14 protein-coding genes are annotated in these 11,564 nt (G+C 72.6%); 8 read left to right on the top strand and 6 right to left on the bottom strand.

The window, feature by feature from the left end; genetic code table 11:
- The first annotated feature begins 129 nt into the window (after nucleotides 1-129).
- From QUG98_RS16210 to QUG98_RS16185, 6 genes are all read left to right on the top strand, one after another.
- Entirely contained in the window at nucleotides 130-1,011 is an 882-nt protein-coding gene (locus QUG98_RS16210) for a S26 family signal peptidase (RefSeq protein WP_289471523.1), read from the top strand.
- Nucleotides 1,008-1,868: a LamG domain-containing protein gene (locus QUG98_RS16205; RefSeq protein WP_289471522.1), complete on the top strand. Its 861-nt coding sequence runs from the start codon at nucleotides 1,008-1,010 to the stop codon at nucleotides 1,866-1,868. Before QUG98_RS16210 ends, QUG98_RS16205 begins: the two co-directional genes overlap by 4 nt.
- Before the next feature lie 175 nt (nucleotides 1,869-2,043).
- Entirely contained in the window at nucleotides 2,044-2,481 is a 438-nt protein-coding gene (locus QUG98_RS16200) for an ester cyclase (protein WP_289471521.1), read from the top strand.
- An 80-nt stretch (nucleotides 2,482-2,561) separates the two neighbouring features.
- A complete protein-coding gene (locus QUG98_RS16195; protein ID WP_289471520.1) occupies nucleotides 2,562-3,275 on the top strand; it encodes a copper resistance CopC family protein in 714 nt (237 codons plus the stop codon).
- Nucleotides 3,276-3,364: 89 nt separating this feature from the next.
- Nucleotides 3,365-3,982, top strand: a complete 618-nt coding sequence (locus QUG98_RS16190) for an NUDIX hydrolase (RefSeq protein WP_289471526.1) — start codon at nucleotides 3,365-3,367, stop codon at nucleotides 3,980-3,982.
- A 33-nt stretch (nucleotides 3,983-4,015) separates the two neighbouring features.
- Nucleotides 4,016-4,402, top strand: coding sequence for a DUF1304 domain-containing protein (locus QUG98_RS16185; protein ID WP_289471519.1), 387 nt, complete (start codon nucleotides 4,016-4,018; stop codon nucleotides 4,400-4,402).
- On the opposite strand, the gene QUG98_RS16180 is transcribed toward QUG98_RS16185, so the two are convergent.
- Nucleotides 4,399-4,800 (bottom strand): arsenate reductase ArsC, encoded by a 402-nt coding sequence (locus tag QUG98_RS16180; RefSeq protein WP_289471518.1) that lies wholly within the window; start codon nucleotides 4,798-4,800, stop codon nucleotides 4,399-4,401. The genes QUG98_RS16185 and QUG98_RS16180 overlap by 4 nt on opposite strands.
- Nucleotides 4,801-5,014: 214 nt before the next feature.
- On the opposite strand from QUG98_RS16180, the gene QUG98_RS16175 reads away from it, so the two are divergent.
- A complete protein-coding gene (locus tag QUG98_RS16175; protein ID WP_289471517.1) occupies nucleotides 5,015-5,566 on the top strand; it encodes an AAA family ATPase in 552 nt (183 codons plus the stop codon).
- Here the strand turns inward: QUG98_RS16175 and QUG98_RS16170 are convergent.
- Together QUG98_RS16170 and QUG98_RS16165 are read right to left on the bottom strand one after the other, a co-directional pair.
- Entirely contained in the window at nucleotides 5,524-6,348 is an 825-nt protein-coding gene (locus QUG98_RS16170) for a DNA-formamidopyrimidine glycosylase family protein (RefSeq protein ID WP_289471516.1), read from the bottom strand. The two genes, QUG98_RS16175 and QUG98_RS16170, sit on opposite strands and share 43 nt — an antisense overlap.
- Nucleotides 6,349-6,406: 58 nt before the next feature.
- Nucleotides 6,407-6,793 carry a MerR family transcriptional regulator gene (locus QUG98_RS16165; RefSeq protein ID WP_289471515.1) on the bottom strand — a complete coding sequence of 129 codons (387 nt, stop codon included), beginning with the start codon at nucleotides 6,791-6,793 and terminating at the stop codon, nucleotides 6,407-6,409.
- Between the two features lie 93 nt (nucleotides 6,794-6,886).
- Between QUG98_RS16165 and QUG98_RS16160 the strand changes: the two genes are divergently transcribed.
- Nucleotides 6,887-7,588 (top strand): SDR family oxidoreductase, encoded by a 702-nt coding sequence (locus QUG98_RS16160; RefSeq protein ID WP_289471514.1) that lies wholly within the window; start codon nucleotides 6,887-6,889, stop codon nucleotides 7,586-7,588.
- Nucleotides 7,589-7,647: 59 nt separating this feature from the next.
- Here QUG98_RS16160 and QUG98_RS16155 read toward each other — a convergent pair whose 3' ends face one another.
- The 3 genes from QUG98_RS16155 to QUG98_RS16145 are packed head-to-tail and all read right to left on the bottom strand — an operon-like array spanning nucleotide 7,648 to nucleotide 11,493.
- Nucleotides 7,648-9,495, bottom strand: a complete 1,848-nt coding sequence (locus QUG98_RS16155; protein ID WP_289471513.1) for a BCCT family transporter — start codon at nucleotides 9,493-9,495, stop codon at nucleotides 7,648-7,650.
- Nucleotides 9,496-9,528: 33 nt separating this feature from the next.
- Nucleotides 9,529-10,806, bottom strand: coding sequence for a DUF2254 domain-containing protein (locus QUG98_RS16150; RefSeq protein WP_289471512.1), 1,278 nt, complete (start codon nucleotides 10,804-10,806; stop codon nucleotides 9,529-9,531).
- Between the two features lie 42 nt (nucleotides 10,807-10,848).
- Nucleotides 10,849-11,493 (bottom strand): NAD(P)H-binding protein, encoded by a 645-nt coding sequence (locus QUG98_RS16145; protein WP_289471511.1) that lies wholly within the window; start codon nucleotides 11,491-11,493, stop codon nucleotides 10,849-10,851.
- Between the last annotated feature and the right edge of the window lie 71 nt (nucleotides 11,494-11,564).

The following is an 11,564-nucleotide window of genomic DNA, read 5'->3' as shown; positions in this document are numbered from 1 at the left end:
CCCCCCGGCCCCCCCCCCCCCCCCCCCCCCCCCCCCCCCCGCCACCCCACTCCCTCGCAGCCCCGCTGCAACGCAGTCCCCCGCACCACCCGCCGTTCCCCGGAGCGGCCGACCCCACAGGAGCACCAGATGAGCCAGACCGCGGCGATCCCGCTCAGCGGCACGCTCGACCGGCCGACCCTGCGCGGCCGGGCCGTCTCCCGTTCCGAGACCGTCCTCGCCTGGACCGTCGCCGCGATCGCCGCCCTGCTGCTCGCCGCCGCCGTGCTGTTCCTGTCCGCCGGCGGCCGCTGGTTCGTCGTCGAGACCCCCTCGATGGGCGAGGCAGCCCCGGTCGGCACGCTCGTGCTCGACCTGCCCGTCGACGTGGACACGCTGGCGGTCGGCGACGTCGTCTCCTTCGAGACCGACGCGAACCCCGGTGTCGTCTACACGCACCGCATCATCGGCATCGACGCGGCCGGACTGCACACCCGCGGGGACATCAACGGCGCCACCGACCCGTGGGCCCTGACCCAGCGCGACGTCATCGGCACCCCCGTCGCCCTCGTGCCGCACCTCGGCTGGCTGTTCCGCGCCGCCCCGATCCTGCTCGTCGGCACCCTGCTGATCTGGACCCTCACGAGCGCCTTCACCGACCGTGTGACGCGCACCTGCCTCCGCATCGCCGGTGGCGCCCTCACGACGTCGTACGCCGCGTTCGTCCTCAAGCCGTTCGTCAACGTCACGACGATCACGAACACCTCGAGCCCGCACGGCATCGAGGCGACGATCGTCTCCTCCGGCGTCTTCCCCGTCCGGGTCGACGCCCACGGCGGCAACTCGGTCCACCTCGTCGACGGCCAGGTCGGACGTGTCGTCATCCACGAGCTCACGGCGAACGGGCACTACCAGCTGACCTCGAACATCGACCTCGACCCGATGGGCTGGGCCGCCCTCGTCGCGGTGTGCCTCGTGCCGCTCGTGCTCTGCCTGGCGGTCGGTCGTGTCGAACCGGTGCGTGCCTCGTGACCGGCCGCCCCCTGCGCTCCCTGCGTGACGGTCGGGTCGTCGCCGCCCTGCTCGTCGTCGCCCTCGCCGTGGTCGTGCTGCTGAACCAGTTCGCCCCGACCCGCTCCGCGTACAGCGCGACGATCACGAACACCGGCAACACCGCGGCGACCGCCCCGTACTTCACGTGCGGCGCCGCAGCGCTGGCCGACGCTTCCGGTGCACTGTTCGCCTACGACCTCGACGAGGCCGCCGGGTCGCGCACCGCCGCCGACTCCTCCGGCAAGAACGCCGCGGGCACGTACCAGGGCTCCATGGCCACGACCGCGAACCCCGGGGCCTGCACCCGCGACGGCGGCACGGCCTACACGCTCAACGGGTCGACGAGCTTCGTCTCGACTCCGCGCTCGTACCAGAACCCGACGACCTTCAGCGAGGAGGTCTGGTTCCGTACGACCGTCGCGGGCGGGCTCCTCATCGGGTTCGGCAGCAACCAGGTCGCCACCTCGGGGCAGCACGACCGGCAGATCTACATCAACACCGCGGGCCAGCTCGTCTTCGGCGCGTACAACGGCACGACCCAGGTGATCACCTCGCCGAAGGCCGTGACCGACGGCGCGTGGCACCACGTCGTGTCCACGATGTCGCCGACGAACGGCATGCGCCTGTACCTGGACGGCACGCTCGTCGCGTCGAACGCCGCGTTCAAGGCACCCGAGAACTACACCGGCTACTTCCGTGTCGGCTACGACACCATCACCGGGTGGCCGGGAGCGCCGGCCAACTTCTTCTTCACCGGGCAGATGCGCTACGCCGCCGTCTACTCGACGGAACTGTCCGCGACGCAGGTCGCGAACCACTACGCCTCCGGTCGCTGACGCACCCACGGTCCGGACGGGAGGCGCGTGCTGGGGCCGCCACGCGCCTCCCGTCCGGCTCAACACCGTTGCGACCACGTGCGCCGACCGGACAGCGTGTCCCTCGATCCCCGGGACCTCCCGAGGTGTCCGGCGTAGCCAGGACCCTCACCGTCCGACCACGGGAGGAACCCACATGACCAAGGACGCGAACGCCGCCACGCAGGAGAAGCTCGGCGGGATCCTCGAGGCACGCGACTGGAGCCGCATGCACGAGGCCTGGCACGAAGACGTCGTCGACCACGACCCCGCACCCGGCCAGGCGCCCGGGCTCGCCGGCATCGTCGACTTCTGGACGGAGTTCACGACCGCGTTCCCCGACGTCACGCTCGAGGCCGACCCGCTGATCGTCACCGACGAGTACGTCACCGCGGTGTTCACGATCCACGGCACCCACACCGGGCCGTTCCAGGGCCACGAGCCCACCGGACGGTCCTTCACGGTCCGCGGCATCCAGGTGTCGAAGTTCGTCGACGGCAGGATCGCCGAGCGCTGGGGATCGACGGACCAGCAGGGCATCGAGGAGCAGCTGCAGCTCGCGACGTCCGACGCGCAGTTCGTCAGCAAGGACTGACCCGCGCCGCCGCTCCGGACGCTCCGGGTACGCTCGGGGCGTCCGGTACCAGCCGGGTCCGCCGCCGATGAAAGGCACCCGTGCGTCTCCGAGCCCTCCTCGCCACCGTCGTCGTCGCAGCGTTCGCGCCCGTCCTGCTGGTCGCCGGACCCGCATCGGCCCACGACGTGCTGGTCGCGTCCGACCCCGTCGCCGACGCAACGGTCGCGGGAGACGTGGACCACGTCCTCCTGACCCTCTCCGAACCGCCGCTCAGCGGGCTGCAGACCGGCATCGTGATCAGCGTCACCGACGCGGAGGGCGCCGAGCACACGTCCGGGGACGTCAGCGTCCAGGGCAACACCATCGCGAAGGACCTCGACGTCTCCGAGGCGGGGTCGTACCTGGTGCGGTGGCGGAGCGTCTCCGTCGACGGGCACCCGATCTCGGGCGAGTACCGGTTCCGGTCGAGCGGCCCGGCGGCGCTGGACTCGTCGACGGACTCGGGCATCGCGGAGACGCCGGCGCCGAGTGCCACGGCTGCGCCGACCGCGACCGCGCGGGCGGATGATGCGTCCGGGATCCGCGACGACATGTCCGCCACGACCGCAGCTGCACCCGCAGGCGGCCACCAGCACCACACCATCCTGCTGCTGATCGTCGCGCTGGTCGTCGTCGGGTTCGCCGGTGTCGTCGGCATCCGCGCGCTGCTGGCCCGTCGGGACGGCGTCCCGGCCGACGGCTCCGACGGGGTCGGACCGGACGGGGACGGCCCGGCAGCCGGCAGCACCGCCGAGGACGGCACGCGCCGGTGACGCGGACGGACCGGTCGCCGTCGGTCGACGCTGCCCGCGCGGCGCTCGCCGCCGTCGCCGGTCCCGGAGCAGCTCCGCTGGTCCCCGCGATGCCGACCACCGCGGACCCCCGTGCAGCGGCCGTGCTCATGCTCTTCGGCGTCCTCGACCGGGTGCCCGCCGACCGGCCGGCCGCAGCCGGTGCCGTCCACCGCGACCTCGACGTCCTGCTGCTCGCCCGGGCGTCGACGCTCCGGTCGCACCCGGGCGAGGTCGCCTTCCCCGGAGGACGCATCGACCCCGGCGACGCGGACGCCTCCGCGGCGGCCCTGCGCGAGGCCCGCGAGGAGACCGGGCTCGACCCCTCCGGCGTCGAGGTCCTCGGGACCCTGCCCGCCGTACCGCTCGCCCACTCGAACCACCTGGTGCGGCCCGTGCTCGGGTGGTGGCGCGACCCGACGCCCGTGCGGGTCGTCGACCAGCGGGAGTCCGCCGCGGTGTTCCGGACGCCGGTGGCCGAGCTGCTCGACCCCGCGAACCGCGGCGTGACGGTCCTGCGGCGGGGCGGTCAGGAGTGGCGCGGGCCGGCCTTCACGGTACGGTCGGACCAGGGCGTGCACACGCTCTGGGGGTTCACCGCGATGCTCCTCGACGCGCTCTTCGACCGACTCGGCTGGACGGAGCCGTGGGACGCCGTGCACGAGCTCCCCCTGCCGTCCGAGCGGTGACCGAGCGCTGACCGGGCGTCGTAGGGTCGGGGCATGACCGTCGTCGCCCTGGTGCTCGCCGCCCTCGCCGCGCTCCTGCACGTGTACATCTTCGTGCTCGAGTCCGTCCTCTGGACCACCCCGCGCGCGCGGAACACCTTCGGCACGTCGGAGCAGGAGGCCGCCGCCACCCGCTCGCTCGCGTACAACCAGGGCTTCTACAACCTGTTCCTCGCCGTGCTCGTGCTGGTCGGCATCGTCGTCGTCGCGTCCGGTGGGACCGCGGTGGGGCTGACGCTCGTCGTCGCCGGCACCGGGAGCATGCTGGCCGCCGCACTGGTGCTGTTCACGAGCGACGCGACGAAGCGCCGTGCCGCGAGCACCCAGGGCGCCCTGCCGCTCCTGGCGCTGGTCGCGCTCGGGATCGCCGCGCTGGTCTAGACGAGCTCGGCGAGCAGGGTCTCGACGCGCTGCCGGACCGCGTCGCGCACCGGACGGACCTGCTCGATCGGCAGACCCGCGGGATCGGTGAGCGCCCAGTCCTCGTAGCGCTTGCCCGGGAACACCGGGCAGGCGTCGCCGCAGCCCATGGTCACGACGACGTCCGCCTGACGGACCGCGTCGGTGGTCAGGACGGCGGGCTGCTCCCCCGCGATGTCGATGCCCTCCTCGGCCATGGCCTGCACCGCGACCGCGTTGATCCGGTCGGCGGGCTCCGACCCTGCCGAGAACACGTCGACGCGGTCACCCGCCAGGTGCCGCAGCCACCCGGCCGCCATCTGGGAGCGGCCGGCGTTGTGGACGCAGACGAACAGGACGGCGGGCTTCTGGTCGGGCACGGTGACTCCGGAGGTCGGGGCGACGGGTGTGGCCATCCTGCCGCACCGAGGTGAACGGTCGGCTGGGTCGGCGGACCCGCAGCAGACGGGGAGCGAACGGGCCGGTCGGCGGACGGGAGGCCCGTGGCGGGCAGCCGCCGCGCCTCCAGGCCGTCCCGTGGCCGGTGCCGGATCGTGACCCACGCGCGCGGACCGGTGCGGTAGCGTCCGCGGGGTGATCGTGTGGATCAACGGCACCCACGGGGCCGGCAAGACGACGACGGCGCGTCTGCTGCAGCCGATGCTGCCCGACGCCCACGTGCTCGACCCCGAGAAGATCGGCGAGGTCCTGATGGACGTCCGGCCGCCGCTGCCGGACCACGGTGACTTCCAGCACTGGGACCCGTGGCGGCCGCTCGTCGTCGAGACGGCGCGTCGGGTGCTCGACCAGGTCGGTGGCACCCTGGTGATGCCGCAGACGGTGCTGGTCGAGGCCTACTGGCGGGAGATCGCCGACGGGTTCGCGCGGTACGGGATCCCGGTGCGGCACGTCGTGCTGCATGCCGACCAGGACACCCTGCGTCGCCGGATCGAGGACGACGCGGTCGTCGGGTACTCGACGTTCCGGATGAGCCGGCTCGCACCGTACGCCGAGGCCGCGGACGGCTGGTTGCACGAGGCCGCCGAGGTCGTCTCCACCGTCGACCGCACGCCCGAGCAGGTCGCCCGGGGCATCGCCGACGGTCAGTCGGCAGCGGTCGCCGCGGTCCCGACCGTCACGGGCTGACAGCGGGGGCACCACCACACCCGTCGGGGCGCGGAGCCGACCACCTCGACGTCGTCGCGGGCACGCACCCGCGTCCCGCAGCGCAGGCACGGTCGACCGGCCCGGCCGACGACCCAGTGGCGCTCACCGCGACGGAGCACTCCCGTCGTCACCTGGTACGCGTCGGGCGTGGTCGCGGAGTGGCGGAGCATGCGCTGCGCCGTGTCGAGCAGCGCCCCGACGTCGACGGTGCCGACCGGCCGATCCGGGTGCAGCCCGCGGACGAAGCCCAGCTCGTTCGCCCAGAGGTTGCCGAGCCCCGCCACGCGCCGCTGGTCGAGCAGGACGGTGCGCACGGGCAGGTCGGGGTCGGCGGTGCAGCGGCGGAGGGCCTCGTCGCGGTCGAAGTCCTCGTGCAGCAGGTCCGGGCCGAGGTGCCCGACAGCCAGGTGTTCGTCGCGGGTGGGGAGCAGCTCGACCACGGGCAGCGCGATCCCCCATACCGTGCGACCGTCGTCGAGGGCCATCCGCACCCGAGCGTCACGTGCGGCGTGCACGGGCAGGCGCTTCCCGGTGCCCGTCGTCGTCCACGAGCCGGTCATCCGCATGTGGGTGTGCAGCGTGCTGCCGTCGTCGAACCGGGTCAGGAGGTGCTTGCCGTGGGTCGCGTGCTCGACGATGCGTCGGCCGCCGAGCGCGGTGCCGGCGTCGGCGCCCCCGCGCAGCTCACCGCGGGCGACCAGGGCACCGTCCACGGCCCGGAGGCGCGCTGCCAGGCGGTGGACGGAGTCACCCTCGGGCATGTCGTCACGCTAGACGCGGCCACCGACAGCGGCACCGGCGCGCCGTCACGGACCCGCGTCACGCCGCCGCGGGCTGCTCCCGCAGTGCCGGGCAGTGCTCGGCGGTCGGGTGCTCGGTGATCGCGATCACCTCGTCGAGCCGGTCCCGGGCGGCCTCGAGCTCCGCGAGCTGTGCGGTGATGCGGTCGCGCTCGGCCACGAGCAGCGCGAACGACTCCGGGGTCGCCACCCCCGCGTCGACGCACGGCAGCAGCTGCACGATGGTGCGGCTCGGCAGCCCGGCGGCGAAGAGCTGCTGCACGAGCCGCACCCGCTCGACGGATGACGGAGCGTAGGACCGCTGGCCGCCCGCGGTCCGCTCCGCCGTGAGCAGTCCCTGCTCCTCGTAGTACCGCAGCGAGCGCACGCTCGCCCCGGTCGCCGCCGCGAGGTCACCGATCCGCATGACTTCTCCGATCTGCACTTGCACCTGACACCGATGTGAGGTCCTACCGTAGCCGAGCCGCCGCGGGAAGTGCCCGCCCGGCAGGAGGACACCATGGACATCGCCGGATCCGTCGCACTCGTCACCGGGTCGAACCGGGGCATCGGCCGCCGCTTCGTCACGCAGCTGCTCGAGCGCGGCGCGTCGAAGGTCTACGCGACCGCCCGCCGCCCCGAGCTCGTCGACGTCGAGGGCGTCGAGGTGCTGCCGCTCGACATCACCGATGAGGCGTCCGTCGCCGCCGCGGCAGCCGCCGCACAGGACGTCACGCTGCTCGTCAACAACGCGGGGATCGCGACCACCGGGTCACTGCTCCGCGACGACCTGACCGACGCCCGTCGCGAGATGGACACGCACTACTGGGGCACGCTCTCGGTGCTGCGGGCGTTCACGCCAGTCATCGAGCGGAACGGCGGCGGTGCGGTCGTGAACGTGCTGTCGGCGCTGTCGTGGTTCGTGTACCCGGGGTCCGGCGCGTACGCGGCGGCGAAGGCAGCGGAGTGGAACCTGACCAACGCCGTGCGCCTCGAGCTCGCCGGGTCGGGGATCGCCGTGCAGGGGCTGCACCTCGGCGCAGCCGACACCGACATCATGGCCGGGTACGAGGGGTCGATGGTCGATCCCGCCGACGTCGCTCGGGCCTCGCTCGACGGGGTGGAGCAGGGGGTCGCCGAGGTCCTGGTGGATGAGTGGAGCCGCGGGGTGAAGGCGTCGCTGCAGGGGCGGCCGGAGTCGTTCTACGCGCAGTTCGCCTGAACCGGACGGGAGGCGCGGTGCCAGCCGGCACCGCGCCTCCCGTCCGTCACCGGGTCACGTCAGGACCGCGGCTGCGCCTCCTGAGCGTCCGCTGCTGCGTCGGCCGGCGCCGGGTCGAGGCTGGCGTCGACGCCGGGGTCCGGCGAGACGGACTCTGGGTGCACCGGGAACGCGTCCGGCGAGGTGCTGACCGTGCCGATGGTCGATCGGCTGCTCCCACGACCGCCGCGGAGCCGCCGCACCAGGTCCCAGGGACGTGCGGTCTGCCGCTGCTCGGGAGCGTCGACCTCGAGCCCGTAGTACGCACCGACGTGCTCGAGCAGCACCTCGCGCTCCGCCTTGTCGTACGCCCGGCGCTCGCGGTTGAACGCGATCACCGTGGACCAGCAGGTCATCAGCAGCACGATGCTGAAGGGCAGCGCGGTGGTGATCGCCGCCGTCTTCAGGGCGTTCAACCCGCCCGTCAGGAGCAGTGCGACGGCGAGCAGTGCGGCCACCACCGCGAAGAACACGCGCAGCCAGTTCTTCGGCTCGATGTCGCCACCCGACGCGATCATCGCCATGACGAGTGACCCCGAGTCCGAGGACGTCACGAAGAACACGCCGATGAGCAGGATCGCGCCGAAGGTCAGCACGACGCCGGCGGGCAGGTCGGCGAGGAGTGTGAAGAGCGAGCCCTCGACGTCGACCGACCCGTCCGCGCCGACGAGGCCGCCCGCGCCGTCCGTCTCCTGGTGGATGGCTGCACCACCGAGGACGGCGAACCAGAGGAAGGTCAGGGCCGTCGGCACGAGCAGCACGCCGAAGACGAACTCACGCACGGTGCGGCCGCGCGAGATGCGTGCGATGAAGATGCCGACGAAGGGGGCCCACGACATCCACCAGCCCCAGTAGAACGTCGTCCAGGCGCCCTGCCACTCCTCGCCGGCCGCACCCTGCTGCGCGGTCACGTTGAAGGAGAGGCCGACGACGTTCTGCAGGTAGGCGCCGATCGACTGCACGAAGTCACGCAGCAGGAACTGCGTGGGGCCGACGATCAGGATGAAGAGCAGCAGCGCCGCCGCGAGGATGAGGTTGAAGTTCGACAGGATCTTCATGCCCTTGGTCACACCGGTGACCAGGGAGACGATCGTCACCGCCGTGATGACCGCGATGATGGCGATCTGGCTGACCGTGCTGCTCTCGGCGAGACCGGCGGCCTCGAGTCCGGCGCCGATCTGGATGACGCCGAGGCCGAGCGAGGTCGCGACGCCGAACAGCGTGCCGATCAGGGCGATCACGTCGATGAGGTTGCCCCACCCGCCGCGGACGCGGTTGCCGAGCAGCGGTTCGAGTGCCCACCGGATCGAGACCGGACGGCCGCGACGGTGGATCGCGTAGGCCAGGGCGAGGCCGAGGACGACGTAGATGGCCCAGGCGTGCAGGCCCCAGTGCAGGAAGGTCTGGGTCATCGCCTGCTGGGCGAGCTGATTCTCGGTGCCCGTCACGCCGGGCCGGGGCGAGGCGAAGTGGCTGAGCGGCTCGGAGACACCGTAGAAGACGAGTCCGATGCCCATGCCCGCCGCGAAGAGCAGGGCGAACCACGAGCCGGTGGAGAACTCGGGCTCGTCCTGGTCCTTGCCGAGCTTGATGTCGCCGTACTTCGAGAACCCGACGAACAGCGAGAACCCGACGAAGAACGCCGCGATGAGCACGTAGTACCAGCTGAAGTTGCGGACGATGCCGCTCTGCAGCGCGGTGAAGACGGCCTCGGCGGACGACGGCGCGATGAGGGTCCAGGCGACGAAGCCGAGCACGACGACGGCGGCCGGCCAGAAGACCCAGCGTGCGAGCTCGGGGGTGGTGCGGACCGGCTGCCCAGGGCGGAGCTGGTCGGTGGATGAGGCTGGTGGTCTGGTCGTGGCCATCGGTCCATGGTGCCTGATGTGCTGTGGTTCCGTTCAGGTAGGCGGCCCGCCGTCGGCATCATCACGCCGACCCCGCGGCACGGCCACGAGTCCGCGTCGATGCCCAGGTGCCTGCTGTTCGAGTCGCTCCGCCAGCCTGTCAGCGGCACGCTCGACGAGCGGTTGCCCGGCGCCGTAGTGCCCGACGGTCGCGAAGAGTCCGGCCACCAGGTCCTCGGGCGACGGCCAGTGCTGCAGGACCCGCTGCGTGCCGTCCGGCCCGAGCAGCGCCGTCACGGCGCTCCGGTCGCGCCAGAGCGGCACCAGGACCGGCGTCGCCATGTCCAGGGCACTGACCGCCGTGTACGGGTCGTTCGAGCCGGACGCCAGACCGCGGACGGCGATCTCGACGAGCTGCTGGAGGGCGAACTCGACGTCCTGCACGGGCGTCCGGGCAGTGCCGAGGACCACCGCGGCGCGGAGGGTCCGCGCGGCCGCCGCGTCGATCTTCGGGGTGCTGTCGTCGTCGCGCGATCGGTCGGCCTGGTCCCCGTCAGCGCGGACGCGCACGCGCACCACGACGTCGCCCTGGATGACGTACCGGCCCGGGGTCGCGACGACGTCCACCAGACGGTCGTTGCGGACCGTCCATGCCGTCAGCGTCCGCCACTCCACCGACTGCACGTAGCCGTCGGATGCCGCCCGGACCGCGTACCACCCGTCCTCGGGGACGATCACGGGCTCGATCGTCCGTCGCTCGTCGTCGCCGTCCCGGTAGGCCTCGTCGACCGCAGCGCGCAGGTCGGTCTGCACCTGCCGTTGCAGCGACGTGATCTGCGTGCTCGACGCGATGTGGTGGATGAAGAAGACGAGCACGCCGACGTCGAGCACGGCGAGCAGGACCGCGACGTGGATGGCGACGACGGGCACGAACGCGTCGCCGTCGTCCACGTCCGTGTGCACGGTCCGCAGCACGACCATCGCGTAGAGGAACGTCGAGGTGAACGCCGCGAGCACGAGTTGGTTCGCCCGGTCCGCCGTGAAGTTCCGCACGAGCCGCGGTCCGTACGTCGACGACGTGGTCGCGAGGACCGAGATCGTGATCGAGAACGAGGTCCCGGCGACCGTGAGCATGGCCGTGCCGATCGTCGTCAGGATCGACCGACCACCGCCGGCGCTCAGGGCGTCGAGGAACGGCACCGCCGGCACCTGCCCGTCCAGGACCTCGCGGTCGAGCGTGACGAGCAGCTGCGCGACGACGATCGCCACGACCCCGAGCAGGGCGGGCAGGAACCAGAACGACTCGCGGACGCGGACGAGCAGCGCGTGCATCAGCAGGGCCGACCCGACCGGTCCGTCACCGACATCCGCGCGCTACCGCTGCTGCAGGAACTCGGCGATCGCCGTGCCACCGCCGTTGAAGCGGAACGTGCGGCCGGCGGTCGACGGGTCCTCGACGACGTCGGCGACCACGTGCGCCACGTCGCCACGAGGGACCTGCGTGGCCGAACCGTCCCAGTCCACCGACCCGGTCGGCTCGTCGTCGGTCAGCGTGCTCGGCGCGACGACCGTCCACTGCAGCCCGGAGTCGCGGAGCACCGCGTCGGCGATCATCTTCGACTGCGCGTAGGCGAAGAAGTCCTGGTCCTGCGGGATCCCGTGGTCGAGCGTCGACCCGGACCACGACACCATCACGTACCGGTCCACCCCGGCCTGCGCGGCACCCTGCACGGAGAGCACGGCGGCGTCGCGGTCGATCGCCCAGGTGCGGTCCGCGGACCCGCCACCGGCGCCGGCCGACCAGACGACGGCGTCGTGCCCGCGGATCAGGTCGGCGAAGTCGGTGAGCGACTGCTCCTGCACGTCGGCGACGCGGGGCTCGCCGCCGTGCGCGCGGACCTCGTCCTGCTGGTCCGGGTTGCGGATCACCGACGTGACACTGTGGCCGCGCTCGGTGAGGATGCGGGTGGCGAGGAGTGCGACCTTGCCGTGGCCGCCGAACAGGATGACGTTGCTCATGGCCCGGACGGTACGCGGCACGGCTCGGAGGGGGCAGCGGCGGTCCGTCCCCCAGCGCCCGGCGAGTACCG

Origin of the sequence: Curtobacterium subtropicum, assembly GCF_030362975.1 — a bacterium.
Classification (GTDB): domain Bacteria; phylum Actinomycetota; class Actinomycetes; order Actinomycetales; family Microbacteriaceae; genus Curtobacterium; species Curtobacterium subtropicum.
This window is presented reverse-complemented; position numbering and strand designations above follow the sequence as displayed.